The 25270-nt window shown below is 71.9% G+C and carries 29 protein-coding genes; 17 read left to right on the forward strand and 12 right to left on the reverse strand.

Annotated features, from left to right (window positions below; translation table 11 throughout):
* The first annotated feature begins 217 nt into the window (after nucleotides 1-217).
* The 5 genes from NLX85_RS21710 to NLX85_RS21730 all read left to right on the forward strand — a co-directional run bounded on the left by NLX85_RS21710 (nucleotide 218) and on the right by NLX85_RS21730 (nucleotide 4444).
* On the forward strand, nucleotides 218-829 hold the full coding sequence (locus NLX85_RS21710; protein ID WP_254337947.1) for an alpha/beta hydrolase: 612 nt from the start codon (nucleotides 218-220) through the stop codon (nucleotides 827-829).
* A gap of 195 nt (nucleotides 830-1024) precedes the next feature.
* Complete coding sequence (locus NLX85_RS21715; RefSeq protein ID WP_254337949.1) at nucleotides 1025-1948, forward strand: phosphotransferase; 924 nt, start codon at nucleotides 1025-1027, stop codon at nucleotides 1946-1948.
* A gap of 192 nt (nucleotides 1949-2140) precedes the next feature.
* Complete coding sequence (locus NLX85_RS21720; protein ID WP_254337951.1) at nucleotides 2141-2485, forward strand: hypothetical protein; 345 nt, start codon at nucleotides 2141-2143, stop codon at nucleotides 2483-2485.
* Nucleotides 2486-3181: 696 nt separating this feature from the next.
* Nucleotides 3182-3994: a HEAT repeat domain-containing protein gene (locus NLX85_RS33130; RefSeq protein ID WP_254337953.1), complete on the forward strand. Its 813-nt coding sequence runs from the start codon at nucleotides 3182-3184 to the stop codon at nucleotides 3992-3994.
* Nucleotides 3995-4003: 9 nt separating this feature from the next.
* Nucleotides 4004-4444 carry a DUF6228 family protein gene (locus NLX85_RS21730; protein WP_254337955.1) on the forward strand — a complete coding sequence of 147 codons (441 nt, stop codon included), beginning with the start codon at nucleotides 4004-4006 and terminating at the stop codon, nucleotides 4442-4444.
* A 68-nt stretch (nucleotides 4445-4512) separates the two neighbouring features.
* Here NLX85_RS21730 and NLX85_RS21735 read toward each other — a convergent pair whose 3' ends face one another.
* Nucleotides 4513-5028 (reverse strand): hypothetical protein, encoded by a 516-nt coding sequence (locus NLX85_RS21735; RefSeq protein WP_254337957.1) that lies wholly within the window; start codon nucleotides 5026-5028, stop codon nucleotides 4513-4515.
* A 102-nt stretch (nucleotides 5029-5130) separates the two neighbouring features.
* On the opposite strand from NLX85_RS21735, the gene NLX85_RS21740 reads away from it, so the two are divergent.
* From NLX85_RS21740 to NLX85_RS21750, 3 genes are all read left to right on the forward strand, one after another.
* Nucleotides 5131-5661, forward strand: coding sequence for a hypothetical protein (locus tag NLX85_RS21740; protein ID WP_254337959.1), 531 nt, complete (start codon nucleotides 5131-5133; stop codon nucleotides 5659-5661).
* 114 nt (nucleotides 5662-5775) lie between these two features.
* Nucleotides 5776-6261, forward strand: coding sequence for a hypothetical protein (locus NLX85_RS21745; RefSeq protein ID WP_254337961.1), 486 nt, complete (start codon nucleotides 5776-5778; stop codon nucleotides 6259-6261).
* 34 nt (nucleotides 6262-6295) lie between these two features.
* Entirely contained in the window at nucleotides 6296-7066 is a 771-nt protein-coding gene (locus tag NLX85_RS21750; RefSeq protein WP_254337963.1) for a hypothetical protein, read from the forward strand.
* A gap of 160 nt (nucleotides 7067-7226) precedes the next feature.
* Here the strand turns inward: NLX85_RS21750 and NLX85_RS21755 are convergent, their stop codons facing one another.
* Nucleotides 7227-8177, reverse strand: coding sequence for a DMT family transporter (locus NLX85_RS21755; RefSeq protein WP_254337965.1), 951 nt, complete (start codon nucleotides 8175-8177; stop codon nucleotides 7227-7229).
* 72 nt (nucleotides 8178-8249) lie between these two features.
* Here NLX85_RS21755 and NLX85_RS21760 point away from each other — a divergent pair, with 72 nt between their 5' ends.
* On the forward strand, nucleotides 8250-9188 hold the full coding sequence (locus NLX85_RS21760; RefSeq protein ID WP_254337967.1) for a LysR family transcriptional regulator: 939 nt from the start codon (nucleotides 8250-8252) through the stop codon (nucleotides 9186-9188).
* Between the two features lie 142 nt (nucleotides 9189-9330).
* Here NLX85_RS21760 and NLX85_RS21765 read toward each other — a convergent pair whose 3' ends face one another.
* The 3 genes from NLX85_RS21765 to msrB are packed head-to-tail and all read right to left on the reverse strand — an operon-like array spanning nucleotide 9331 to nucleotide 11583.
* A complete protein-coding gene (locus NLX85_RS21765) occupies nucleotides 9331-10557 on the reverse strand; it encodes an epoxide hydrolase family protein (protein ID WP_254337969.1) in 1227 nt (408 codons plus the stop codon).
* Between the two features lie 46 nt (nucleotides 10558-10603).
* A complete protein-coding gene (msrA, locus tag NLX85_RS21770; RefSeq protein WP_254337971.1) occupies nucleotides 10604-11119 on the reverse strand; it encodes a peptide-methionine (S)-S-oxide reductase MsrA in 516 nt (171 codons plus the stop codon).
* A complete protein-coding gene (gene msrB / locus NLX85_RS21775) occupies nucleotides 11116-11583 on the reverse strand; it encodes a peptide-methionine (R)-S-oxide reductase MsrB (protein WP_091319750.1) in 468 nt (155 codons plus the stop codon). The genes msrA and msrB overlap by 4 nt, the downstream gene beginning before the upstream one ends.
* Nucleotides 11584-11746: 163 nt before the next feature.
* Here msrB and NLX85_RS21780 point away from each other — a divergent pair, with 163 nt between their 5' ends.
* Nucleotides 11747-11935 (forward strand): ribonuclease, encoded by a 189-nt coding sequence (locus NLX85_RS21780; protein WP_254337973.1) that lies wholly within the window; start codon nucleotides 11747-11749, stop codon nucleotides 11933-11935.
* Nucleotides 11936-11944: 9 nt separating this feature from the next.
* Here NLX85_RS21780 and NLX85_RS21785 read toward each other — a convergent pair whose 3' ends face one another.
* Nucleotides 11945-13795: a glycoside hydrolase family 15 protein gene (locus tag NLX85_RS21785; protein WP_254337975.1), complete on the reverse strand. Its 1851-nt coding sequence runs from the start codon at nucleotides 13793-13795 to the stop codon at nucleotides 11945-11947.
* Between the two features lie 65 nt (nucleotides 13796-13860).
* Nucleotides 13861-14817 (reverse strand): NAD(P)/FAD-dependent oxidoreductase, encoded by a 957-nt coding sequence (locus NLX85_RS21790; protein WP_254337977.1) that lies wholly within the window; start codon nucleotides 14815-14817, stop codon nucleotides 13861-13863.
* Nucleotides 14818-14896: 79 nt separating this feature from the next.
* Here NLX85_RS21790 and NLX85_RS21795 point away from each other — a divergent pair, with 79 nt between their 5' ends.
* The 5 genes from NLX85_RS21795 to NLX85_RS21815 all read left to right on the forward strand — a co-directional run bounded on the left by NLX85_RS21795 (nucleotide 14897) and on the right by NLX85_RS21815 (nucleotide 19603).
* Nucleotides 14897-15490 carry a helix-turn-helix domain-containing protein gene (locus tag NLX85_RS21795; RefSeq protein WP_254337978.1) on the forward strand — a complete coding sequence of 198 codons (594 nt, stop codon included), beginning with the start codon at nucleotides 14897-14899 and terminating at the stop codon, nucleotides 15488-15490.
* An 81-nt stretch (nucleotides 15491-15571) separates the two neighbouring features.
* Nucleotides 15572-16309 carry a Stf0 family sulfotransferase gene (locus tag NLX85_RS21800; RefSeq protein ID WP_254337980.1) on the forward strand — a complete coding sequence of 246 codons (738 nt, stop codon included), beginning with the start codon at nucleotides 15572-15574 and terminating at the stop codon, nucleotides 16307-16309.
* Nucleotides 16310-16551: 242 nt separating this feature from the next.
* Nucleotides 16552-18033: an NCS2 family permease gene (locus NLX85_RS21805; protein WP_254337981.1), complete on the forward strand. Its 1482-nt coding sequence runs from the start codon at nucleotides 16552-16554 to the stop codon at nucleotides 18031-18033.
* Nucleotides 18034-18259: 226 nt separating this feature from the next.
* Nucleotides 18260-18742: a GNAT family N-acetyltransferase gene (locus tag NLX85_RS21810; RefSeq protein WP_254337982.1), complete on the forward strand. Its 483-nt coding sequence runs from the start codon at nucleotides 18260-18262 to the stop codon at nucleotides 18740-18742.
* A gap of 63 nt (nucleotides 18743-18805) precedes the next feature.
* On the forward strand, nucleotides 18806-19603 hold the full coding sequence (locus tag NLX85_RS21815) for an alpha/beta fold hydrolase (RefSeq protein WP_254337984.1): 798 nt from the start codon (nucleotides 18806-18808) through the stop codon (nucleotides 19601-19603).
* Here NLX85_RS21815 and NLX85_RS21820 read toward each other — a convergent pair.
* The 4 genes from NLX85_RS21820 to NLX85_RS21835 all read right to left on the reverse strand — a co-directional run bounded on the left by NLX85_RS21820 (nucleotide 19575) and on the right by NLX85_RS21835 (nucleotide 23147).
* Nucleotides 19575-20960 carry a WD40 repeat domain-containing protein gene (locus tag NLX85_RS21820; protein WP_254337986.1) on the reverse strand — a complete coding sequence of 462 codons (1386 nt, stop codon included), beginning with the start codon at nucleotides 20958-20960 and terminating at the stop codon, nucleotides 19575-19577. The genes NLX85_RS21815 and NLX85_RS21820 overlap by 29 nt on opposite strands.
* Nucleotides 20957-21460 carry a SigE family RNA polymerase sigma factor gene (locus tag NLX85_RS21825; RefSeq protein ID WP_091319787.1) on the reverse strand — a complete coding sequence of 168 codons (504 nt, stop codon included), beginning with the start codon at nucleotides 21458-21460 and terminating at the stop codon, nucleotides 20957-20959. Before NLX85_RS21825 ends, NLX85_RS21820 begins: the two co-directional genes overlap by 4 nt.
* 131 nt (nucleotides 21461-21591) lie before the next feature.
* Nucleotides 21592-22527, reverse strand: a complete 936-nt coding sequence (locus NLX85_RS21830) for a phosphotransferase (RefSeq protein ID WP_254337988.1) — start codon at nucleotides 22525-22527, stop codon at nucleotides 21592-21594.
* A 41-nt stretch (nucleotides 22528-22568) separates the two neighbouring features.
* Nucleotides 22569-23147: a dihydrofolate reductase family protein gene (locus NLX85_RS21835; RefSeq protein ID WP_254337990.1), complete on the reverse strand. Its 579-nt coding sequence runs from the start codon at nucleotides 23145-23147 to the stop codon at nucleotides 22569-22571.
* Nucleotides 23148-23238: 91 nt separating this feature from the next.
* Between NLX85_RS21835 and NLX85_RS21840 the strand changes: the two genes are divergently transcribed.
* The gene (locus NLX85_RS21840; RefSeq protein ID WP_254337992.1) at nucleotides 23239-23817 is read left to right on the forward strand and encodes a TetR/AcrR family transcriptional regulator; all 579 of its coding nucleotides are present in this window, start codon (nucleotides 23239-23241) and stop codon (nucleotides 23815-23817) included.
* Nucleotides 23818-23890: 73 nt separating this feature from the next.
* The gene (locus NLX85_RS21845) at nucleotides 23891-25039 is read left to right on the forward strand and encodes a polysaccharide pyruvyl transferase family protein (RefSeq protein ID WP_254337994.1); all 1149 of its coding nucleotides are present in this window, start codon (nucleotides 23891-23893) and stop codon (nucleotides 25037-25039) included.
* Nucleotides 25040-25045: 6 nt separating this feature from the next.
* Here NLX85_RS21845 and NLX85_RS21850 read toward each other — a convergent pair whose 3' ends face one another.
* Nucleotides 25046-25252, reverse strand: coding sequence for a hypothetical protein (locus NLX85_RS21850; protein ID WP_254337995.1), 207 nt, complete (start codon nucleotides 25250-25252; stop codon nucleotides 25046-25048).
* Between the last annotated feature and the right edge of the window lie 18 nt (nucleotides 25253-25270).

Consider the following 25270-nt stretch of genomic DNA (forward strand, 5'->3'; position numbering starts at 1 on the left):
GCCGATGAGCGTGCGGTGGCCGGTGATGCGTGAGCGTGCGGATCCACGGGTGCCGTGTTCGCCGTTGGCGTGACGGACGGGGTGGCGGCCAGCAGGCGACGTCAGGCACGGTGAACCGGTGGATGCCGCAATTGTTCTTGTGCACAGCCCATCGGTGGGTCCTCTGACCTGGGCGCCTGTGGCGACGAGGCTGAGGGCCTCGGGTGCGGTTACGGTGGTGCCTTCGCTGCTCGGCGTGGCGGATGCAGGACCGCCGTTCTGGCCGTCGGTCGCAGCGGCCGTCGGCAGATCCATCGGCCAGTTGCCGCTGGACATCCCCGTCGTCCTGGTCGCGCACAGCAACGCCGGTCTCTTTGTCCCGGTCATCGTCGAGGCTGCCCGGCGTCCGGTGGCGGGCTGTTTGTTCGTCGACGCGGCGTTGCCCGCTCGCAGCGGGCCGACGGCGGTGGCACCGCCTGAGCTGCTGGATTTTCTGCGGCCCAAAGCGACCGGTGGCAGGCTGCCGCAATGGACGGCGTGGTGGGACGAGTCCGATGTCGCGCCGATGTTTCCGGATCCGCAGACCCGGCGTGTTGTCTCGGCCGAGCAGCCGCGCCTGCCGTTGAGCTACTACGAGGAGAAGGTTCCCGTTCCGGACGGCTGGGACAGCGCGGCATGTGGGTATCTGCTGTTCGGTCCGCCGTACGAACAAGCCGCGCAGGACGCGCGGGAACGCGGCTGGGACTTCGGCCATGTTCCAGGGCTTCACCTGCATCAACTCGTGGATCCGGACACGGTGACCGCTCGCATCATCGCCATGGCCGATGGATGGTGCTCGCCAGCCGGCTGACCACGCACGCTCATGCCCCGATCCGCGCTCGGAAGTCGCTGATCAGTTGGCGGACGCCTGCCGCATTCGGCCGGCGTTGCGGAGCCGGTGGGCTTCGGGTGCCGGACGGGCAGCGTGTTGGTCCGCCGCACGGGTCGGCACGCATCCCGGGTAAAGCGGGTGCATCGACGAACCGCCAGCCCTAGGTTCCGTGGGGTGGACCTTTCACATCTCGGGGCGCCGATCGGTCCGATGATCCGGGTCCACGGCGGGTTCGCCAACCGGATGTACCGACTCGACACCGACCAGGGGTCATTCGCGGTGAAGGAGTTGAACCTCCTCGATCGCCGCTGGACCTACCGCGCCGAGGACGTGTTCAGGTTCGAGCGGGCGGCCTTCGCCGCCGGAATCCCGATGCCAGAGCCGATCTCGGCCAGCCACCACACGCTCGTCCACCGGTGGGTCGAGGGCGAGAAGCTGCCCGAAGCGCCCGTGTCGCCAGCGTACGCGTTCGAGATCGGTGAGATTCTCGCGCGCATCCACGCGCTCGACGTCGCGTGGCCCCACGTCTCGACCGAGGACCCGGCGTCACGGGACTGGCCCGAGCTCGCCGAGCGGGCCACGGCGACCGGACAGCCGTGGGCCGGCGAACTCACCTCCCAGGTCGAGACGTTCCTCGCGATTGCCCACTTCGTCGACACCTGCGAGCGACCGGGCCCCGTCGTGTTGACCCACAGGGACATCCAACCGTGGAACCTGCTCGCTCGGGAGGGTCGGCCGGTGCTGCTCGACTGGGAGCTCTCGGGGATGCTCGACTTGTCCGGTGAGCTCGGCTCGACCGCGCTGAGCCTCGCGAAGGGACCTGGCTTCGACGACATCAGGCCCGCCATCTTCCGCTCGGTCCTCGACGGCTACGTCGCAGGAGGCGGAGCGCTGCCGCCGTCGGGTCCAAGCTGGTTCGTGTTCATGATCAGCGGCTGGTTGGGGCACACGAGGTGGAACATCCTCCGCTGCCTCGCCGGTGTCGAAGCCAGCACCGGCCCTGACCTCGCGCTGTCGCACGAGTCCGCGCGCAACGGAGTGCGCGGCCTCCCCCAACTGTTCGGCCGACTTCCCGAGCTCGAGGCGCTGCTCAGGTGACAGCGGCCCGCTTCCGCGCCGGAGCCTCTGCACCACCGGGTTGCCCCCGATACCGGCGACCTCCTGAAGGAGCCGGTGATAGACCGACTCCGTGAACCGGGCAAGCTCGGCAAGCAGCGTGCCCCTGTCGGCCTCGGCGCGGTACGAGAACTCCGAAGACTCGATCGCGACTGTTGGCCCAGCTCCGCGTACATGGATCACCTCGCGGTGCTCGGTGAAGCCGAAGGCCGCATCGTCGCCGACGGCAAGCCGCTTCTCGACCCACTTGAGGGACAAGCCAAGATCGATGATCGGGTGATGTCCCGACGGCCGGATGAAGGGCATGCCGCTGACGGTCATCTCCACGTTCGCCGCGAAGTACTTGTAGCGCAGGTCCATCTCCGAGACCGTGATCGGATCACGGCTGGCGGGCAGCGACCACGTCTCGCGCCAGGCAGAGCCAACTGGCGGGAGAGTAACGTCAGAACGATCATGTCCGTCCTCATCGCTGGTGGTGACTCCACAGCTGGTGATCCTCATGAAGCCAGCGCAAGATGAATCCGAGCTGAGGGTCGACGCTGCCTACGATGATGTCCATGGCTCACTGGTCTGAGACTGCGCGGCTCGCCGAGGAACGTGGCGACTGGGACCAGGCGATCGCAGCGGTCGGTGCTGTTGCCGTGTGCTACAGCAGCGACCACGAACGCCATAACGCACACCTGTGGCACATGGACCTGCTTGCTCGCGCCGGCCGTCGTGTCGAGCTGGCGACCCTCGGCCAACATGATGTGCATGCGCGCAGACGACTGAACCGGCTGCTCCACGAGGAAGGCCGGTGGAAGGAACTGCGACAACGAGCGCGCTCCGGAGACGGTGGAGCGCGGCACCTCCTCGGGGGCCCGGCCGGAGATCGGGAAGATTCAGGTGCCGAGCAGGTGGGTGACTAGGGGGGCTGGCGACCCAGGCGGCCGACGCGACGCCCACGGAGGATGGTCGACCCGACCCACCAGCAATCGGTACACCTCGCAGGACGCCATCCAGTCCGGCTCAGCCGGAGCAACCGGTAGGGGTCGGCTGGACAGCTCGGGCTCTACGCGGCAGAACGCCGCAACGATCTCGGAGGTCACCTCCGTTACGAGTTGCACCGCCACCTCCACAGCCGGGACCCTACCCACGCCCCTTCTCACACGGCTGCGGCGCCCGTGACGAGCCGGGCATCCAGAGCGATGGTGCGAGCACGGGTAGCGTGTGCCGGTGTCACACGATGTGCGAGGGCTGGCTGATCCGGACCGGTCAGTTCGCCTGTCCGTGCTTGGCCGGCTGCTGCTGCTTGCGGGGGACGGCGACGACGATGCCGCACAGGTACTCCGCGCCGTCGTTGCCGATTACCGCCGATTCGACCCTGAGATCTACACGCGTGCCCTCAATCAGGTCGGCCTGTTCGGCGACGCCTCGTTGGCCGGCCCGTTGCTGGACTGTCTCGCTGACGCGGACTACGGCTGCCAGGCGTGGGCAGCCGGGGCGTGTGGGCGGCTTGGCATCGACGCTGCCGTACCACTGCTGATCGACCTGTCGGCCCATCCGGACGGGTTTGCCCGTGAAGCCGCCTGTCGGGCGCTGGGGCAGTTGGGTGAGGAGGCCGCGATCGTCGCGCTGGCGGCTCGACTGGACGACCCGGCGGAGTTCGTGCGCGCCGCGGCCGCCGCCGCGTTGGCCGAGATCGGTGGACAGCGCGCCCTGGCATCCTTGTGGCGCGCGTTCGAGTCGAAGAGCTACCCGCGGATGGGTTACGTGGCGGCTGCGCTGGCGCAGTTCGGCCCACTCGTCTTCGACCGGCTGGTACGAGCAACCCGCCACGACGATCCAGAGTTGCGCTTCTGGGCGGCCCGAGCGCTCGGATCGACAGGTGATCCACGTGCTGACTCGATCCTGACCCGCCTTGCTGCCGAAGACGATGGGGTTACCCGAACCGGGGCCCACGTGCGGACCGCAGCCAGGACCGCGTTGAGAACCCTCCACCGGGCCGAGCGCCGCACCAGCAGCGACGACGAGATCCGGCAGCCATAATGCGGCATGATGAGCGACCCGCTGGTTGTCCGCTGTCCACCCGCCGAGGCCGCCTGGGTCCTCCATCCGCCGGTGGATCCGTGGGGTGACGGCTACGTCGCCGTGATGCCGGTGGAGCTGCATGACGAAGGGCTCAGCGCGCGCGGCGAGGTCAAGCTGTCAAGGCCGACCCAGGCCGAGGAGCCTGACCTCGTCGCCTTCCTGCAGGGGCTGGCCGATGACTGGCGTGGCTGGGACGGCGAGCGTGGTTGGCGATCACTGGACGGGAAGCTGCGGATCACAGCGCGGCACGACGGCAAGGGGCATGTCAGTCTGGGCGGCGCTCTCCGAGGACACTCCCTGTCGCCCGACGCCTGGCTCGCCCGAGTCTTCATCACGGTGGAGGCAGGAGAACAGCTGAGCTCCCTCGTTGCCGAGCTTCGATCCCACCTTCGGGTCCTGCCGACGTGACGTGTAGAGCAGGGTGCTTCATCTTTCCGTCACCGCGGGCAGGGGCCGGTGGTGAGGACGTGCCAGCTCTAAGGCCGGCGGGGGAAGCCGATGTCGTCGAAGAGCGAGTGGTGATCGGCGAAGGCGTCGACGGCACGCCGGGCCGCGGCTACGGTTTCGTCCACGGTGGTGAGTTCCTCGGTGACGCGCATGACCGTGTGCTCGCCGGCTGGATACCTGAACACCGGCTGGAGGAGGTCGACGTCGATCCCCGCGGTCAGCGTGAAGCCGTCCTCGCGTAGCGTCAGCCGCAGGTAGAGGCGGATCTCGGACGGGTGGTCGGTGACCTCCACCGGGAGGTGCGGCAGCCTGATCGTCAGGGCGTCGAACTCCAGGTGTCCGCCGGGCGACGGCTGGCCCACCCCGTCGTACGGGTCGAACAGCAGCCGACTACCCCAGATCAGCACCTCATCATCCGTGCCCTCGAACCGGCAACGCCCGCCGTCGGCGTCCGGCACGAAAAGGTGGTGATTCAGGCGGAGCTCGGTGAAGGTGCGCTCGACGGCCCATGACGCCTCGGTCATCCCGCGCAGCAGAACGGCCATCGCTGAACTCACCGACTCCATCACGGCCGATCCTACTGGCATTCCTGCTGGTGATCCTCGCCTGGCCGAGCGGCGACGCCGGGTCGGCCTACACTGCCGCCCGTGTTGACGATCAGCATGAACGAGTCCGCGGCGGCAGCGCTCCAACCGCTGCGCCCGGCTGCCGCCCTACCCGCCGCGGAGCTGCACGACGAGCTGCGCGACAAGCTCTCACAAGGCGTCGTGGAGTCCGAGGGTGCGTTGGTCTTCGCCGCACACCGCTCATCCGGCTCACCGACCGCGGCGATCGCCCGCATGGGCTGGCCGGACCTGACCCACTACGAATGCCAGGTCAACAGCTTCCATCTGGAGGACCACGCGCCAGTCGAGGTGACCCTGCTCGAAGACGGTCGGCCCCAGATCAGCCATGCTGATCAGGTCACCCTGCTCCGGCTCGGGTTGGCTGTCGCCGACGCTGTGTGCGGACTGGTTCGCGCTCCCATCCCCGGTACGCCGATCCGCTGCATCATCAGCGCCAACGACACCAACGGCGTCTTCCGGTTCCACCGGATCCGAAGCGGGGAGCGGTGGGGCGTGCACGACCTGGACCAGTACCGGTTGGACATGGTCGTGACTGTTGACGACCACCCCTGACTGACCGGTCCGCCGGTCCTTCCGAGGTGACCGGCGCGCACCTGGTCGGCAAGAGATCGACGGACGGTTGGGCGGCGGTGTGGCGCGCGGAAGGGGCCAGTAGTGTGCTGGGGCGTGGCTGACCCAGCGGCAACGGCAGAGCTGCTGCGGCGTGTTGTCGGTCGGAACCTGGAGGCGGTTACCGAGGCCCGCTACTGGCGCGAGGGCGTCAGGGACGGCGATGCCGAGAGCCTGCTTCACTTCTGGCTGCACTTCGAAGGCAACCCGCCGCTCATGGTGCACGGGGTGGGTGAGCACCTGTCCTTGAGCTTCAGCGAGCCGTACGAGTCGTACGACATGGAGGATCAGGGGGAGACGCGGGTCGGGCCCGCAACAGCGCCGGACGCGCTGGCCAGTCTGCCGGGACAGCGACTGCTCGACGCCGCGCTGATCCAGCGTCGTACGCCGATGCCGTCGGTGGGCGGTGTCCTGATGAGATGTGAACGCCTTGACTTCGTGGTCGCCTCGGTCGGCGATGAGTGGGTCCTGACCCAGGGCGCCATCCCGCCGGTGTTGAGGTCACACCTGGTGTCGGGAGTTCGGGTCAGTCAAGCCAACTGACGAGCAACCGGGCCGGTCCACGGGGGAACACATCATGAACCAGCGCAGCGCCCTGCTCACGATTGCTCTGACCGGAGGTCTGCTCCTCGCTGCCGGATGCAGCGAGATGGAGCAGCCCGGCCGCGCCGAGAAGCCTGTCGAGGCCACCTCCGTGGCGCCGTCGCCGACACCGGACTTACGCGGCGAGCTGGTCGCGGCGTTGCAGCGGTCGCAGGGCGTCGCCCACCGGTACGCGGTGCGGGGCAACCTGCCCGAGGGGCAGAGCGTGAAGGGCACCGGCGCCTTCGACCCGAAGAAGCGCCGCTTCCAGGCGACGATCGCGGTCACCGGCGGTAAGTACCCGTCGGCGGGGAGCCGGATCGTGATCGGCACCGACAGCTACGTACGGCCGTCCGACGAGAAGGACTGGGTGCACGTCGATCTGAAGCGGGTGAAGCGCGACGATCCCTTCCTGCGCTTCGACTGGGCCGACCCGACCGGTCTGAAGGCGTTCATCTCGTCGATCACCTCGGTGGACCACGTCGGCCCGCACACCTACACGGGCCGTTTCGACCCCGACGGCGAAGACGCCAAGCCGTTCCTCCCCGTGGGCGCGCCGAGCATCGTCTCGATCGGCACACCCCTGTCACCCTTCACGATCACCACCGACGACCGGGGGTGGGTCACCTCGATCCGGGTGGAGCTGACGCCCGGCAAGGGCCCGAAACTGACGATGACCACCACCATGAGCGACCACGGGAAGCCCTCGAAGATCAACGCGCCGGCGCACCCTGACGAGGCCGCTGATTTCTACTACCGCAAGTGACGCGGCCACAAGCGAAAACCGCCCACGTCGGTCAGCGCTCCTCCAGGTAGTGGCGGTAAGCCGTCTGATGACCGTCAGCTGCCACCCGACCGCTGGTGGCGGCGGAGGAGTTCCCGCAGTCCGTCGCACAAGTGCGTTCCGCCGTGCGGACCTGCTGCCGTTACGACGCCACTGCCGTCGGCTCGCCGGCGTCGTCGCGTGCGGCAGCCGGCGCCTCCCTGTCCTGCCCGCGGGTCGGGCGGACCTGGAGGACCGCCACGGAGGACAGCACCAGGACGCCGCCGGCGAGCTGGACCGGGCTCAGCGATTCACCGAGGGCGAGCGCGGCCAGTGCGGTGGTGACCACCGGTTCGAAGGTCGACAGGATGGCCGCGGTCGACGGGCCGGTCCGCCGCAGGCCGGCGAAGAAGGTGAGCATCGCCAGGACGGTGGAGACGACGGCGATGCAGGCCAGCCAGAACCATCCGGGCAGGCGGAAGTCGAGGTCGACCCCGCCGGTGAGCACGGCGCCCGCCCCGAGGGTGCCGGCGGCCCCGGTCATCACCAGCGCGGCCAGGACCACGGGTGGCAGGCGGTGCACGACGGTGTCGGCGACGAGGATGTAGACGGTGTAGGTGACCGCCGCACCGAAGGCCAGCAGCGCCCCGACCGGGTGGAAGCTCACCCCGCCGGCGCCGAGCAGCACCAGCAGGGTTCCAGCGGACGCGGCCAGCAGCGCGGCGGTTCGCCCCGGCGTCAGCCGGTCGCGGCCCAGCAGCACCGCCGCCACGGTGACCAGGACCGGGTAGGTGTAGAGGATCAGGGACAGCAGCGAGGCGTCCATCCGTTGCAGGGCGGAGAAGAACAGGCCGGCCTGGGCCGCGTACCCGACCGCGCCCAGCGCGATGGCGGTCGCCAGCACCCGGCCGGTCGGTACGGCCCGGTGTTCGCCCGGCTCCGCCCGTCGTAGGCCCGGCCGCAGGAGGAGCACCACGCCCAGCAGCGCGGCTGCCAGGCTGAAGCGCACCAGCAGCAGCGCCGCCGGTGAGACGCCCGCGTCGTACGCGAACTTGCCGAAGATCGCCATCGCGCCGAAGCACGCCGCGGACACGAGACACAGCGCCGGACCCATGCGACGAGCATCGGCCACCGGACCGATCAGGTCCAGCGATGATTGGTGGAGTTGAATCGTTAGAATTTCCGCATGGTCGCCCTGGATCTTCGCCGCCTCCGCTTCCTCCGGGAGTTCGAGGAGCGAGGCACGCTGGGAGCGGTCGCCGCCGCTCTCGGCTACAGCCCGTCGACGGTGTCCCAGCAGTTGGCCCTCCTGGAGAAGGAGACCGGCGCCCGGCTGTTCGAGAAGGCCGGGCGCGGCGTGCGGCTCACCGACGCCGGGCGGCTGCTGGCCGGCCATGCGCGGGTGCTGCTGTCGGCGGCCGAGGCGGCGGAGGCGGACCTGGCGGCGTTGAGCGGCGACGTCCGCGGCACCGTGCGGGCGGGCGGCCTCCAGTCGGCGGCCCGCCGCCTGCTGGTGCCCGCAGTGGCCCGCATGGCGGCCGACCATCCACGGGTACGCGCGGAGATCTTCGAACTCGAACTCGAACAGGCCCTGCCCAACGTGCGGCTGGGTGCGGTGGACCTGGTGATCGGCGACGAGTACGACGGCCATCCCCGGCCGCGACCGGAAGGGCTCCGCTTCGCGTTCCTGCACGAGGAACCGTTGAAGGTCGTGCTGCCCGCAGCCCATCCGCTCGCCGGGACGGGAGCGCCCGTCCCGATCGCCGTGCTGCGATCCGACGTCTGGACCGCCTCCGCCGAGGGGACCGGGCATCACGCCATGGTGGTCGGGACGTGTCGGTCCCTCGGCGGATACGAGCCCGACCTGCGACATCGCTCCAGCGACGCGGACGTGCAACTCGAACTGATCCGTGTCGGGGCGGCCGTCGGGTTGCTGCCGGCGTTGACCCTGCCGGCCGACGATCCCGCACTCGCCGTCCGGGACGTCGCCGAAGCCGCCGTCCGGCGCCGCCTGGTCGTCGTCACCCGGGACGCCCCGCGGGCTCCCGCACTGACCGCCTTCCTGGCGGCCGTGACGGACCAGGCCGACAGGATCAACCAGGGTGGGTCCGCGACGCCCGTCTAGACCGACACCGCGGACGGCGGCGACCCCATCCGGGTGTACGCAGCCCGGCCCGCTGCCGGCGACCGGCGTGGGCGCACCTCCACACCTGGATCAGACGCGGAGGTGCGCCCAGCGGCACCACCTGGTGGCCGAACGGATCCGGCTAGCGGAGCGACCGGAACGCGGTGCGGATCTCGTCGCACAGCAGTTGCGGCTGCTCCCAGGCCGCGAAGTGCCCGCCCCGGTCGAGCTTGTTGTAGTGGATGAGATTCGGATAGGCCCGCTCGGCCCAGGACCGGGGCGCCTCGTAGAGCTCGTCCGGGAAGACGCTCACGGCGGCGGGGACGGAGACGTCCTTGGCGCCGAGGAAGGAGAGCTTGTTCTCCCAGTAGAGGCGGGCGGCGGAGACGCCCGTGTTCGTCAACCAGGTGAGCGTGATGTTGTCGAGGATGTCGTCGCGCGTGAGCCCGCCGGGCTGCCCGGCGAAGGCCCGGCAGATCAGCTCGAGGCTGGCCGCGTCGTGGTCGCACATGAAACTGGCCAGGGCCATGGGCGAGTCGGCGAGACCGATCAGCGTCTCGGGGCGTGTCGCCATGATCAGCGCGTAGGCGGAGTGCTTCCAGAAGAAGTCCTGCTGCTCGCAGGCCCGCCGCTCCTCGTCGGAGAGGTTGGCCGGAAGCTTGGACAGCGCCTTGTTGATTCCGGTGATGTCGGACTGGACCAGGGCGTCGATCTCGAGCGGGACGGTGCTCGGCATGTTGGTGTGGATGCCGGCCAGTTCCGGCGGCGCCTGCACGCCCATGAGGTTGGTGATCAGTGCGCCCCAGTCGCCGCCCTGGGCGACGAACCGGTCGTAGCCGAGGCGTTTCATCAGCTCGGTCCAGGCGCGCGCGATGTGCTCGGGCCCCCAGCCTGGTTCGGTCGGCTTGCCGGAGAAGCCGTAGCCGGGCATCGACGGGATCACCAGATGGAAGGCGTCCGACGCGGACCCGCCGTGGGCGGTGGGATCGGTGAGCGGGCCGATGATCTTCAACTGTTCGATGATCGAGCCGGGCCAGCCGTGGGTGACGATGAGCGGCAGCGCGTCCTCGTGTTTGGACCGGATGTGCAGGAAGTGGATGTCCAGGCCGTCGATCTCGGTGATGAAGTTCGGCACCGAGTTCAGTCTCGCCTCGACCTTGCGCCAGTCGTACTCCTTCTCCCAGTAGCGGGCGAGCGCCTGGCTCGTCTCGAGCGGCACGCCCTGCGACTGGTCGTTGACGAGTTGCTTCTCGGGCCAGCGGGTGGCCGCGATGCGCTGTCGCAACGCCTGGAGCTCCGACTCGGGGATCTCCACGGTGAACGGCCGGATGTCGGTGGCGCGGGCCAGGGTCTGCGTCTTGACGGCCACGTGGGCCTCCTTCTCCTCGGGTCTGTGTCGTGGGCAGGAGGTGCGATCAGCTCTGGCTTTCTCCCCGCCGGGGGAGCTTCCAGTCGGGCCGGGGGAAGTGGCAGGTGTAGCCGCCGGGATGCTTCTCCAGGTAGTCCTGGTGTTCCGGCTCGGCCTCCCAGAAGGGACCGGCCGGGGTGACCTCGGTGACCACCTTGCCCGGCCACAGGCCGGAGGCGTCGACGTCGGCGATGGTGTCCTCGGCGACCTTTCGCTGCTGGTCGTCGCCGTAGAAGATGGCGGACCGGTAGCTGGTGCCGATGTCGCCGCCCTGACGGTTCTTCGTGGTCGGGTCGTGCACCTGGAAGAAGAACTCGAGCAGGTCGCGGTAGGAGAGCTTGGCGGGATCGAATTCGATCTCGATCGCCTCGGCGTGGCCCTCGTGGTTGCGGTAGGTCGCGTTCGGCACGTCCCCGCCGGTGTAGCCGACCCTGGTGTGCACGACGCCCGGACGTTTCCGGATCAGGTCCTGCATGCCCCAGAAGCAGCCGCCGGCAAGGACCGCCTTCTCCGTGTCGCTCATCGCTGTCGCCCCCCGTCCGAATGTTCGAACAACCTGCGGTACTCGCCGTAACCCTCGCGTTCGAGGTCGTCGAGCCGGATGAACCGGAGGGAGGCGGAGTTCATGCAGTAGCGCAAACCGCCGGCCTCCACGGGGCCGTCGTCGAACACGTGGCCCAGATGGCTGTCCCCGTGCGCCGACCGGACCTCCGTTCGCACCATGCCGAGGGTGGAATCCCGCACCTCGACCACGTTCCTCGGCTCGATCGGCTTGGTGAAGGACGGCCAGCCGGTGCCGCTGTCGAATTTGTTGACGGAGGCGAAGAGGGGCTCGCCGGACACGACGTCGACGTAGATCCCCGGCTCCTTGTTGTCCCAGTACGGGTTGTCGAAGGCCGGCTCCGTGCCGCCTTCCTGGGTGACCCGGTACTGCTCGGGCGACAACCGGGACACGGCCTCCGGGTTCTTCCGATACTCGGGTGACACCGTTGTTCCTCTCGGACGGGTCCCGGCAGACCTGCCGGGTCCAATCGGGTCTGCACGCGGCGCGGATGCCTACCCGGCCCGCCGATGGCTAACCGTGCTCCGGCCCGGCCGTCGGCGCCGGGACCGGTTTGCGGGTGTGAGGGGCCGGGGTAAACGGCTGTTCATGACGGATCCGGAGCAGAGTCGGCGGCAGCAGGAGCAAGCGCTCGAGCGCGGCGAGGTGTACCAGGACGTCGAGGGTCGCCGCACCGAGGACCCGGCGGCGGGAGCCGCCAACGCGGAGAGCGAAGCCGACCGCAACGTCGAGCACCTGCGCCGCGGCGAGGTCGGCCCGGGCGTCCCGGAGGAGTAGCCCGACCGTTCAGCGTCTGCGGCGGGCCTCCGCCTCGACGTCGAGCAGCTCGTTCAGCGCCAGCGCCGTGTTGATCAGCGCGAGGTGGCTGAAGGCCTGCGGGTAGTTGCCGATCTGCTCGCCGGTCGCCGCGATCTCCTCGGCGTAGAGGCCTAGGTGGTTGCTGAAGGTGAACATCTTCTCGAAGGTGAGCCGGGCGTCGTCGAGGCGTCCGGAGCGGGCCAGCGCCTCGGCGTACCAGAAGGTGCACATGTTGAAGGTGCCCTCGTGGCCGGGGAGCCCGTCGGGGGAGTGGACCGGGTCGTACCGGTGGACCAGGCTGTCGGAGACCAGTTCGCGCTCGATGGCCTCGAGGGTGCGGCACCACATCGGATCCGACGGCGTCACGAAGCCGACCGCCGGCATGGACAGCAGCGCGGCGTCCAGGACGTTCTCGCCGTAGGCCTGGACGAAGGAGCCCCGGCCCCGGTGGTAGCCGCGCGCCATCACCTGGTCGTAGATCAGGTTCCGCTGGGTGGTCCAGCAGCCGACGTCCCCGGGGCGGCCGGTGCGGCCGGCGAGCCGGATGGCCCGGTCCAGCGCCACCCAGGACATCACCCGGCCGAAGGTGTAGTCCCGGGGATGGTGGCGGCTCTCCCAGATGCCGGCGTCGGGCTGGTCCCAGTTGTGGCACAGCCAGTCGACGAGCCGTACGGTGCTCTTCCACACCTGGTGGGAGACCCGGATGCCCTGTTCGTCGGCGACGTGCATGGCGAACAGCGCCTCGCCGTGGATGTCGAGCTGGAGCTGGTCCGCGGCGCCGTTGCCGATCCGGACGGGCCGGGAGCCGCGGTAGCCCTCCAGGTGGTCGAGGACCTCCTCGTGCAGGTCGGACGAGCCGTCGACCCGGTACATGATCTTCAGCGGCGCCTGGTGGTCGCCGGCCTCGCGGATCCGCTCGTCGAGCCAGTCCATGTACCGGCCGACCTCCTCGGTGAAGCCGAGGCCGAGCAGGGCGTGCACCGAGAACGACGTGTCGCGGACCCAGGTGTAGCGGTAGTCCCAGTTGCGCGTGCCGCCGACGAGTTCGGGCAGCGCGGCCGTCGGCGCGGCGATCATGGCGCCGGTGGGCGCGTACGTCATCAGCTTGAGCGTGATGGCCGACCGCTCGACCATCTCCCGCCACCGGCCGGTGTACCGGGAGCGCTCGACCCACCGTCGCCAGTAGTCGCGGGTCCACTCGAACATCCCCTGCACCTCTTCGAGGGGGACGGCCCGGGGTTCCGTGTCCGAGTTCGTCTCCAGCACCACCCCGCCGGTGTCGCCCTCGTTGAGGGTGCCGAACCCGATCAGGTCGCCGCCCTCCAGGTGCATGTCCTCCTCGGCGATCAGGCGGCGGACCGGCTGGACCGGGTTGAAGGTGAGCGACGCGGACGAGCCGCGGAAGACGTATCCGTTGCGGTGCCGTTCCAGGCGGGGCCGCTCCCGTGCGTAGTCGAAGCGGGGCCGGCACTCCAGCCGGAACCGCATGCTGCCCCGCACCATCGTGACGATCCGCACCAGGCGGTGCACATCGGTCGCCTTCTCGCCGGTGACCGGCATGAAGTCCTGGACCTCCGCGACGCCGTCGGCGCTGATGAACCGCGTGATCAGGATCGGGGTGCCCGGCAGGTAGAGCTGCTTGGTGACGTAGGTGGTCTCGTCGGGGGCGATGCGGAAGAAGCCGCCGCGCTCCCGGTCCAGCACGCTGGCGAAGATGCTGGGGGAGTCGAAACGGGGCGCGCAGAACCAGTCGATCGTCCCGTCGCAGGTCACCAGGGCGGCGGTCTGGAGATCACCGATCAGCCCGTGGTCCTCGATCGCCGGATACCCGTCGTCCACGTCGCCCCCCGTTTCGACTGCACCCCTCCGCAGTAACCTAAAGGGGAACAATGTCCGTGTAAGTCTTATTCGTGAACGCCACCCGGTCGCGCTGCCTCGACCGCGCGGCGGGTCTCCTCGGCCACCAGGTCACCGTTGATCGCGGCGGCCGCCGTGGCGCCCATCGCCGCGGCCGCGCCGACCTGTGCGGCCGGGTCGGTGACGTTGCCCGCGACCCACACCCCGGGCACCGCGGTACGCCCCGTCGGGTCGGCCGGGACGTGCTCGCCGACCCCGGCCGGATGCGCCACCGCCGGCAACCCGAGCGCCGCCAGGAACCCGGCCCGCGCCACCATCCGGGGGCCGGCGACCAGCACCTCCCGCGCGACCGTCCGGCCGTCGCGCAGGCGTACCCCGACCAGCCGGTCCGCGACCACCTCCACCGACGCGACCTCGCCCTCGACGACGCGGACGCCACGGGCCGCCAGCTGCTCCGCCTGCTCGTCGGTGAGCGGCGGCGCGGTGTGACGCAGGAAGAGGACGTCGTCGCTCCACTGGCGGAACAGCAGCGCCTGGTGCACCGACAGCGGGCCGGTGGCCAGCACCCCGATGGGCCGGTCGCGCACCTCCCACCCGTGGCAGTACGGGCAGTGCACCACGTCCCGACCCCACCGCTCGCGCAGGCCGGGCACCTCCGGCAGCTCGTCGACCAGGCCGGTGGCCACCAGCAGCCGGGCGGCCCGGACCGGGCGGCCGTCGGCCAGCGCGACCAGGAAACCGTCGCCGTCGCGGGTCACCGTCTCGACCTGGCCGTCCCGCAGGTGCCCGCCGTACCGGCGGACCTCGTCCCGGCCGCGTGCCAGCAGCTCCGCCGGGGGCGTGCCGTCGCGGGCCAGCAGCCCGTGCACCCCCTCGGCCGGGGCGTTGCGCGGGCTGCCCCCGTCGATCACCAGGACCGACCGGCGCGCCCGGGCCAGCATCAGCGCCCCGCTCAACCCGGCGGCGCCGCCGCCGATCACCGCCACCTCGTAGCCTTCGGTCATTCTGACCACCTCCCGCGGCAACCATGCGACCTGGTGGCCGTACCCGCAAACTTTGTTGCTGGTCTGGCAAACTGACGGGATGGACGACGACCTCGACCGGGCGCTCGACGCGGTAGGCCCCCGGCTGCGCGCGCTGCGCCGCGAACGGGAGACCACCCTGGCGGACCTGGCGTCCGCAACCGGCATCTCGGTGAGCACCCTGTCCCGCCTGGAGTCCGGCAGCCGCCGCCCCACCCTCGAACTGCTGCTGCCGCTGGCCCGGGCGCACGGCGTGACGCTCGACGAGCTGGTCGGCGCCCCGCCCACCGGCGACCCGCGCATCCACCTGCGGCCGGTCACCCGGCACGGCATGACCATGCTGCCGCTCACCCGCCGGCCCGGCGGCATCCAGGCGTACAAGCTGGTCATCCCGGCCGGCGGGCGGCCCGCCGAGCCCACCCCGCAGACTCACGAGGGGTACGAGTGGGTCTACGTGCTCAACGGCCGGCTGCGGCTGGTCCTCGGCGAGCACGACCTGGTGCTCACGCCCGGCGAGGCGGCCGAGTTCGACACCCGGGTGCCGCACTGGTTCGGCCCCGCCGACGGTGAGGCGGTCGAGTTCCTCAGCCTCTTCGGCGCCCAGGGCGAACGCGCCCACCTCCGCGCCCGCCCCCGGGACCCCGCTCGGAGCTGACCGCCCCGCCGTTCGACACCGTCGCGGTGGTCGTCCGGATATCGGGTTGCCCGGACCGGGCCGCTCCGATTGGCTCGGGGAGTGACCGGCGTCGACGCGTACTTCGTCTGTGCGGTGCCGCGGACGGGCAGTTCGCTGCTCTGCGGGCTGCTGGCCTCCACCGGGGTGGCCGGTCGGCCGGAGGCGTACTTCCGGGTGCCGGACGAGCCGCTCTGGGCCGGTCGCTGGGGCCTGCCGGCCGGGGAGTGGCACTACCGCGACTACGTCCGGGCGGCGCTGGCGGCCGGCCGGACCGGCAACGGCGTGTTCGGGGCGAAGCTGATGTGGGGGACGCTGGACCGGCTGGTCGAGGGGCTGGCCGCCGGGCATCCGGAGCTGGCCGGCGCGGACGGCGCGCTGCTGCGCCGGGCGTTCGGCCGGACCGCTTTCGTGCACCTGCGCCGTGACGACGTGCTGGCGCAGGCGGTCTCCTGGCTGCGCGCCGAGCAGACCGGCCGGTGGACCGACACCGCTCCGGACGCCGTCGACGCCGCCGGCCCGGCCACCGGCGAGCCCCGCTACGACCCGGACGGCATCGACGCGCTGCTGCGCACGATCGCCGAGCACCAGGCGGCCTGGGACACCTGGTTCGCCCGGTACGGGATCACCCCGCACCGGGTGCGCTACGAGGACCTGGCGGCCGACCCGGCCGGGGTCACCCGGGGCGTCCTCGACGCGCTCGGGCTGCCGTCGGCCGGGGTGCCGGTCCGGCCCCGGCACGCCCGTCAGGCCGACGCGCTCAACGCCGAATGGGTCGCCCGGCACCGGGCCCGGACGTGACCTTGCCCACCTGCGCGCCGGTTCCCCGCGTCGGGGCAGGTCATCCGCCGTTACCCGGCGGTTAAGGTGGGCGTCGCGAAGTCGCTTCCCGGAACCCGGGCGCGGCTTCGTAGTGCTTCACGGGACCCGTGGAGCCCAGCCGTCCCGACGTTCTCCGGGCCAACCGAAACGGGACTGCTGCACCCCCACCGCCCGGCCGGCGCGACCGGCTGGGCCAACCCGGAACGGAGTAAGGCCACGCCATGAGCGTGTCTACGCAGGATCCTGCTGTCCCGGTGGAGCCGGCGGAACCCGCCGCGCAGAGCCGCCTCGACCGATTCTTCGAGATCACCCGCCGGGGCTCGACGGTCAGGCGCGAGGTGCTCGCCGGGATCACCACCTTCGCCACGATGGCCTACATCGTCGTGCTCAACCCGCTGATCATCGGCACCGCGCCGGACAAGGACGGCAACCTCCTCGGCATCGCGCCGGTCGCCGGGGTCACGGCCCTGGTCGCCGCGGTCATGACGATCATGATGGGCGTCGTCGGCCGGGTGCCGTTCGCCGTGGCCACCGGCCTCGGGCTGAACGCCTTCGTGGCGTACGCGGTCGCGTCCCAGATGAGCTGGGCCGAGGCCATGGGCCTGGTCGTCATCGAGGGTCTGATCATCACCGTGCTGGTGCTCACCGGCTTCCGGAAGGCCGTCTTCCGGGCCATCCCGGCCGAGCTGAAGGCGGCCATCGCGGCCGGCATCGGCCTGTTCATCGCGCTGATCGGCTTCGTCGACGGCGGTCTGGTCCGGGCCGGCACCGGCGTGCCGCTGCAGCTCGGCTCGGGCAGCAACGGCACCCTGCACGGCTGGCCCACGGTCGTCTTCCTGGTCGGCCTGCTGGTCACCGGCATCCTGGTCGCCCGCAAGGTGAAGGCCGGCGTCCTCATCGGCATCGTGGTCACCACGGTCGTCGCCGTGGCCGTCAACGCGTTCGCCAAGCCCGGCCCGGCCCTCGTCGACGGCAAGCCCAACCCGGACGGGTGGCGGCTCAACGTGCCGACCCTGCCGGACCCGCTGTTCCAGACGCCCGACCTGCACCTGGTCGGCAACGTGTCGTTCGGCGCGTTCGCCCACGTCGGCCTGGTGACCGCGCTGCTGCTGGTGTTCACCCTGGTGCTGGCCGACTTCTTCGACGTCATGGGCACCACGGTCGGCCTGGCCAAGCAGGCGAACCTGACCACCGAGGACGGCACCGACATGCCGCGGCTGGGCAAGGTGCTCTTCGTGGACGGCGTCGCGGCGGTCGCGGGCGGCGCGGGCAGCGCCTCCTCGGCCACCACGTACGTCGAGTCCTCCTCGGGCATCGCGGACGGCGGGCGGACCGGCCTGACCAGCGTGGTCACCGGCGTGCTCTTCCTGGGTGCGCTGCTGCTCACCCCGCTGGTGTCGCTGGTGCCGAGCGAGGCCGCCGGCCCGGCGCTCGTGGTGGTCGGCGCGCTCATGATCCGCCAGGTCAAGGACATCGACTTCACCGACGTGGGCGTCGCCGTCCCGGCCTTCCTGACCATGACCCTCATGCCGTTCACCTACTCGATCACCAACGGCATCGGCGCCGGCTTCGTGAGCTGGGTGGCGATCCGGGTGGCCCAGGGCAAGGCCCGGCAGATCCACCCGCTGATGTGGGCGGTGGCCGTCGCGTTCGTGATCTACTTCGGCATCAACCTGGTCAAGGCCGTCACCGGCGTCAGCTGACCGACCTGCGCCGCGCCCCCGTTACCCGTTGGCCCGAGGTAACGGGGGCGCGGCGTATCCGGATCATGGGTTAGAGTGCCGTCGCGCGGACACGCGACCGTCGTGGGCGCAGGGGGATGAGGCCATGGATTGCCATGAGCTTCCCCTGCCATGCCTTTTTCCGGGTCGCGCCACCTGACTGAGACTCACCGCGACCCGGGTCACTCCACGACCTTGGAGAATCGCGTTGTTCATCTCTGACCTGACCACCGAACGACTCGTGCTGCGCCCCTGGCCGGCCGAGGAGGCCGCCGCTGTCGTCGCCGGCGAGCGGCGCCCGCACTGGGCGGCGGACTTTCCCGCCGACGGCGAGCGGGTGATCGCCGGGATCCTCGCCGGCCGACCCGGGCAGCCCCACGGCCACCGGCTCATGATCGAACGGGAGACCGGCCTCACCGTGGGCGGCATCGGGCTGAAGTGGCCCCCCACCGACGGCGCGGTCGAGTTCGGCTACGGGATCGTCCCGTCGCGGCGCTGCCAGGGCTACACCACCGAGGCGGTCCGCGCCCTGGTGGCCCACGCCCGCGCGCTGCCCGGGGTGACGCTCGTCTACGCCACGGTCGATCCGGCCAACGTGCCGTCCGTGCGGGTGCTGGAGAAGGCCGGCCTGCGCCGCGACGGCACCGTCGACAGTGACGAGGGCCTGCTGCACCGGTACGTCGCCGAGTAACGCCGAACGGACCGGCCCGGCGGTGGGGCGACCCGCCGCCGGGCGGACCGTCGTTGAACGGGTGTGAGTTACGCGGACGTCAACGGGGTGCGGCTCTGGTACGAGGTCCACGGCGCCGGCCGCCCGCTCGTCCTGCTGCACGGCGGCTACGGCTCGACGGAGATGTTCGCGCCCGTCCTGCCCGACCTCGCCGCGCGCCGGCAGGTCGTCGCCGTCGACCTCCAGGGGCACGGCCGCACCGCCGACGTGGACCGGTCGCTGCGCTACGAGTCGATGGCCGAGGACGTCGCCGCGCTGCTGCGCCACCTCGACCTTCCGGCGGCCGACGTGCTCGGCTACTCCCTCGGCGGCGGGGTGGCGCTGCGCGCCGCCATCCAGCACCCCGACCTGGTCCGCCGCCTCGTGCTGGTCTCCACCCCGTGCCGCCGGCAGGGCTGGTACCCGGAGGTGCTGGCCGCGATGGCCGCCCAGGACGAACGGGTCGCCGAGCGGATGCGCGGCACCCCGCCGCACCAGCTCTACGAGCGGGTCGCGCCCCGCCCGCAGGACTGGCCGTCGCTCTGGGCCAGGACCGGTGAGCTGCTGCGCCGCGAGTACGACTGGTCGGCCGAGGTGGCCGCCCTGCCCATGCCGGTCCTGCTGGTCTTCGCCGACGCCGACTCGATCCCGGTCCACCACGTGGCCGAGTTCTTCGGGCTGCTCGGCGGCGGCCACCGGGACGCCGGCGGGGACGGCACCGACCGGCCCGCGTCCCGGCTGGCCGTGCTGCCCGGGCTGACCCACTACGACATCGTGGGCTCACCCGCCCTGCCGGCGGCGGTGCTGCCCTTCCTCACCCACGAGGTGCGCGCCCCCGGGTGAGCCGGAGCGCGCGTCCCCGCCGGAGCAGCCGCCTGGCCAGCAGGCCGCCCAGCACCAGCGCCGCCGCCCCGGCCGCCCACCAGAACCGGCCGCCCGGGCCGGCCGGTGGGTCCGCCGCGCGGACCCGGCCGGCGCGCACCACGGCGTCCGCCACGTCGATGGCGAGCACCTGGTCCGGGGCGGTGAGCAGCGTGTTCGGTGCGACGGCCCCCGGCGTCAGGCCCAGCACGCGGACCGTCTGCACGTTGGGATACACGGTCCGCTGGTCCATGTCGACGGGACCGTCGAAGCGCTCCGGCGAGTGCGGATCGGGCCGGTAGCCGACCACCAGCGCGGAGCCGTCCGGCCACCAGCCCAGCAGCCGGATGGTGGTGACGCCGTCGACCGCGGGCAGCGCCAGCACGCCGAGGTCCCGGCCCGTGGCCGGGTCGACCCGGCGCAGCCGCCACCGGGTGGTGCCGGGGTCGCGGCTTACCAGGGCCAGCATCCCGTCCGGCAGCCAGGCCCCCTTGCCGGCCAGCCCGCTCTCCGGTGGCAGGGGGAAGGAGGTGATGCTCTGCCCGTCGGTGCCGGTCACGAGCACCTTGTCGCCGACCTGGAGGGCCAGCCGGGACCCGTCAGCGGTGAACGCGACCGGGGTGCCGAAGATCGGCAGTTGGTCGGTCTCCAGCAGGCGTACCGCCCGGCCGGTGTCGAGCCGCACCAGGCTGAGCGTGTTGGCGTAGGCGCTGCCCTCCGGATTGGTCGGCGTGGTGTCCCGGACCACCAGCGCGGTCCCGTCCGGCGCCCAGCCGGCCGGCTCGGTCAGGGTGCTGCCCGGCCGTGGGCTGGGCAGCCGCCGGACCGTCCCGTCCACCAGGTCCACCAGGTCGACCCGGGGGTGCTCGCCGGACCCGGCCGGCACGGCGATCCGCCGACCGTCGGGGGAGAGCAGCACCTGCTCGCCGGCCGGCGCCTCGTGGCCGACCGTCCACGTCCGGTAGCGGTCGGCGTCGGCCGCGACGATGCCGACCGTGCCGTCCTCGTCGATCAGCCCGGTGAGGCCGCGCGCCTGCCCGCTGAACACGACCGACGCGGGGCCGAGCCGGGGCCGGTCGGTGGCGCGCAACGCCCCGAACCCGGGCAGCCCGATCCGGTCGGGCAGCGCCGGGCCGCCCGCGCCGGCCGGCGCGACGCCGGGCCGGCCGTCACCGCGTACCGCCACCGGCACCAGCGCCACCAGCACCAGCACCGCCGCGACCGCCGCCGCCATCCGCCTCCGGGTGCGCCGCGCGGTGCGCACCGCGCGCTCGTGCACCGGGTACGCGGGCACCTCGGCCGCCGCCTCCCGCAGCGCCTCCCGCAGCCGTACGCTCATCGCCCGCTCCTCTCCGGCGTCCGCTCCCACAGGTCGGGGACGAGGTCCCGGAGCCGGCGCACGGCGTCGTGCCCGTGCCGCTTCACCGTGCCCACCGAGCAGCCGAGCACCTCGGCCACCTGCGCCTCGGTGAGGTCCTCGTAGTAGCGGAGCACCACCACGGCCCGTTGCCGGGCGGTGAGCCGGCGCAGCGCGGCCACCACGCTGAGCCGCAGCGCGGTGTTCTCGGTGTGGTCGCCGCCGCCCCGCTCGACCGGCGTGGCGTCCAGCCGTTCCGCCACCCGCCTCCGGCGCCACCACGAGACCTGCTGGTGGTACATGACCCGGCGCACGTACGCCTCCGGGTCCCCGTCGCGGATCCGCCGCCAGTGCCGGTACGTCCGGGCCAGCGCGCTCTGCAACAGGTCCTCGGCGTGCTGGTGGTCCCCGGTCAGCAGGTACGCGGTCCGCGACAGCGCGGGCGACCGCTGCACCACGAACTCGTGGAACGTCTCCGACATGCCCACCCCCTCGCCCCTGAGAACGCGGTCCGCCCGCCGGATGGTTGAGGCGGTCATTCGACCACGCCCCGCCGGTACGCCCCCCGGGTCACGAACCGGCCGGACAGTCCCGCGGGTGCGGCCGCCGGTCGTCAGCCCAGGCGGCGGGCCAGCCAGGGGAGCAGCGCGTCGCCCTGCAACCGCTGGAACGCCCGGACCGTCGGGATGCCGGGCGGCGGCGGCTGGCGGGCGCCGTCGAGGAAGAACCCGGTGAACCCGGCCAGCACCCCGGTCAGGTCGGCCGGGTCCACCCCGGCGGTGAGCGGCAGGGCGGCCAGCAGGTCGTCCGGGTCGTGGCCGCCGTGCACCTGCACGTTGACCAGGGTCAGCAGGCTGTCCAGCCAGGCCGGCCCGCGGCAGGCCCACGGCCAGTCGACCACGGTGACGCCGCCGTCCGGACCGATGAGCAGGTTGTCGGCCCGGACGTCGACGTGGCAGAGGGTGTCGCCGGCCAGCGCGGCCAGCCCCCGGTCGGCGGCCGCGCACAGCTCGGTGAGCCGGGCCCGCGCCCAACCGTCCAGGTCGGTCGGTGGGTCCGCGGCGATCCGCCGCCAGCCGCCGAAGTCGTGCCCCAGTTGCTCGGCCGCGGTGGTGACCACCGCGCCGGGCGCGGGGGTGAGGACCGCGGCCATCGCCTCCAGGGTGGACAGCACGGCGGCCAGCTCGCCGGCCTCCCACGGGGTGGCCGGGTGCCGGCCCTCGACGTCGCTGAAGACCAGCGCGATCCAGTCCCCGTCGTCGTGGCTGCCGAGCAGCCGGGGTGCCGGCGTCGCGGGCGGCAGGGCGGCGGCGACGCGTGCCTCGGCGCGGTGCAGCGCGGGGCTGCGGTCGTTCTGCGCCGGGCTGACCGCCTTCACGAAGGCCCGCCCGCCACCGGCGGTGCGGACGCGGTCGGCGGTGCCGGGGGAGAAGCCGCCGTGCTGCGACTCCGCCGCCACCACCCGGTCGCCGAGGATCTCCTCGACCGCGGCGCGGACGGACGCGGGCAGGTCGGCCCAGCGGATCCGGCTCTTCGTCAGGCTGGTCACCGACCCACCGTGCGCGACCCCGTCCGGCCGCGGCAACCCGATTACCGCGCCCCGGCGGTGTAGCGGAGCACCACGAGACCGCTGTCGAACGGCCGGGTGTCGACCAGGGTGAACCGGGTCGGCGTGAAACCCCGGTCGGCCAGCGGGATGCCGCTGCCGGCCACGATCGGGTGCAGCTTGACCACCAGCTCGTCGACCTCGTCGAGGAGCTGGCCGGCGAGCTGCCCGCCGCCGCAGAGCCAGATGTCGCCGCCGGGCCGTCCCTTCAGGTCGCGGACGAAGGCCACCGGGTCGGCGTCGACGATCTCCACCTGCGGGTCGTCGGACGGGGGCAGGGAGCGGGCGAAGACGTACTGCCTGAGGTGGGCGTACGGGCTGGTCACGCCGAGCTTCAGCGCCGGGTCGTAGGTGGCCCGGCCCATGAGCAGGGCGTCGAAGCGGCCGGCCGGCGGCGAGGCGATGCCGAACTGCGCGTGGGTGAACGTGGGGAAGGTCTGGGGCCACTCGGCGGTCAGGTGGGCCGCCACGTCCGGCTCCAGCGGGAGGAAGTCGTAGGACCCGTCGGGGGCGGCGATGAAGCCGTCGAGGGTGCTGGCGACGTAGTACACGAGCTTGCGCAAACCGACTCCGATGTCCGGGATCAACCACGACGGCTGTCGTGGTGCGATGAGAATGTACAGCATCTGTCGTGGTTGTTGCTAGGGTGCTGGCATGGCCAGGAATCCGGAACGCCGTACCCTGCTCGCCGACGCCGGGCTGCGGGTGCTCGCCGCCGCCGGCGCGCGCGGCCTGACCCACCGGGCGGTGGACGCCGAGGCCGGCGTGCCCACCGGCACCGCCTCCAACTACTTCCCGTCCCGGGCGGCGCTGCTCGCCGGGCTGGCCGAACGGATCTTCGACCGGATCGCGCCCGACCCGGCGGTGCTGGCCGACCTCGGCGGGCGCGAGCCCTCCCTCGCGCTGGTCACCGACTACCTGCGCTACATCGTCGAGCGGACCACCCGCGAGCCCGACCTCACCCGCGCCCTGTTCGAGCTGCGGCTGGAGGCGTCCCGCCGCCCCGAACTGCGGGCCGCGCTCGGCGGCGTGCTGCGCCGGGGGTACGCCGACGACGTCGCCTTCCACGTCGCCGCCGGGCTGCCCGGCGGCGCCTTCGAGATCGCGCTGCTGCACTACGCCGTCGACGGACTCCTGCTCGACCTGCTCACCACCTCGATCGACGCCGGGTTCGACGCCGACCAGGTGGTCTCCGCCCTGGTCTCCCGTCTGGTCGGTGGCGTCACCGGCTGACCGGCGCTTGCCCCAGGCATGTCGCGGCGGCCAGCGGGAACGCCCACCGGGACGCACCTGGGGAGGAGCGACGATGACGGATGGCGCCGGACTGACCATCGGTGTGCTCGGCTCGTACGGCGGTCGGAACCTCGGTGACGAGGCGATCCTCACCGGCCTCCTGGCCGACCTGCGCCACCAGGAGCCCAACGCCCGGATCATCGTCTTCTCCCGGAACCCGGCGCACACCGCGCTGGCCCACCCGGACGTGGAGGCGGTGCCCTGGGAGGGCGTCAGCCGGGTCGACTCGTCGGCGGTCCTGGCCCAGCTCGACCTGCTCGTCCTCGGCGGCGGCGGGATCCTCTACGACAAGGAGGCCCGGCGCTACCTGCGGGTCGTCCGGGTCGCCCAGGAGCGCGGGCTGCCGCTGCTCACGTACGCGGTCGGGGTCGGCCCGCTCAGCGAAGGCGTGGACACCGGGATGGTGCGGGAGACCCTGGGCCAGGCCACCGAGGTGACCGTGCGCGACCAGGAGTCCCGGATGGTGCTGGAGGAGGCCGGGCTGCTGAACCCGATCACCGTCACCGCCGACCCGGCGTTCCTGCTCACCCCGGAGGACTTCCCGGAGAGCTGGCTGCGCGAGGAGGGCGTGCCGGCCGGCAAGCAGCTGGTCGGGCTGAGCGTCCGCGAACCGGGCCGGGCGGCCGAACGCCTCGACGTCGACGGCTACCACCGGCTGCTCGCCCAGATCAGCGACTTCCTGGTGCACCGGATCGACGCGTACGTGCTCTTCGTGCCCATGGAACGCGACGACATCCGGCACTCCCACGGCGTGATGTCGCACATGATCGCCGCCGAACGGGGGCGGATCCTGCACAACGACTACTCGCCCCGGCAGGTGCTCGGGCTCATGAAGCACTTCGACCTCGCGGTCGGCATGCGCCTGCACTTCCTGATCTTCGCGGCCATGATGGGCACCCCGTTCCTGCCCCTGCCGTACGCCGGAAAGGTCTTCGACCTGGCCCAGCGGCTCGGGGTGCCGGCGCTGCGCGGCGTGGAGCGTGAGGTCGAGGGCCCGCTGCTGGCCGAGGTGGACCGGTTGTGGGACGAGCGCGACCAGCGCGCCGACGAGACCGCCCGCCGGGTGGCCGCCGTGTGCGAGCAGGCCCGCGGCACCTCCCAGGTCACCCGCGGGGTGCTGGAGAGCGTCCGGTCGCGGACGCTGAGCGCGGCCAACGCCTGAGCGGCGTCAGGCCGCCGGACCCCGGAACGTGTACACCCACTCGCGCGCGTGCTCGTCGTCCGACTGCAGCTCGTAGATCTGCGCGTGCGCCAGCCCCTCCGGCCCGATGTGGTGGTGGGTCAGCGGCGGGCGGCCGTTGCTGTCCAGCTCGACGGTGACGGTCTCGCCGTCGGCCGTGCCGCCGACCAGAGGGATCTGCATCGTGGATGCCATGCGCCCATCCTGCCGCGC

Origin of the sequence: Micromonospora sp. A3M-1-15, assembly GCF_024213425.1 — a bacterium.
Classification (GTDB): Bacteria; Actinomycetota; Actinomycetes; order Mycobacteriales; family Micromonosporaceae; genus Micromonospora; species Micromonospora chersina.